Consider the following 292-nt stretch of genomic DNA (forward strand, 5'->3'; position numbering starts at 1 on the left):
CAAGGAAAACCGCCTACAATTAGTTCAATCCCTTGATTTACAAATATCTTTTCATCTACCGTAGAAATGTCTTCATTGGAGTGTATTCCTCTATCGAACTGTCTAGCATAACAGTTAAAAGCATCCTGTGATTTTTTTGAAGGTTCCCATTGGTTACCCCAAATCACATCAAATCCTTTTGCCGCCTCAAGGCCCAGCCGGAACCCACCGACCCCCGCAAATAATTCAATTGCATTTATCATGACCGAACATCCTTTCGGCTTTTATACCTATTATAATAATAATCCCTAGT

1 protein-coding gene is annotated in these 292 nt (G+C 39.7%); it reads right to left on the reverse strand.

Annotated elements, in window-relative coordinates:
• Window positions 1-242, reverse strand: a 242-nt coding sequence (locus tag SB773_RS31060; RefSeq protein ID WP_410594102.1) for a DNA cytosine methyltransferase, incomplete at its 3' end; no start/stop codon positions are given.
• Between the last annotated feature and the right edge of the window lie 50 nt (window positions 243-292).

The sequence above is a fragment of the Bacillus sp. SIMBA_074 genome, from assembly GCF_046534555.1.
In the GTDB taxonomy this organism is placed as follows: Bacteria; Bacillota; Bacilli; order Bacillales; family Bacillaceae_G; genus Bacillus_A; species Bacillus_A mycoides.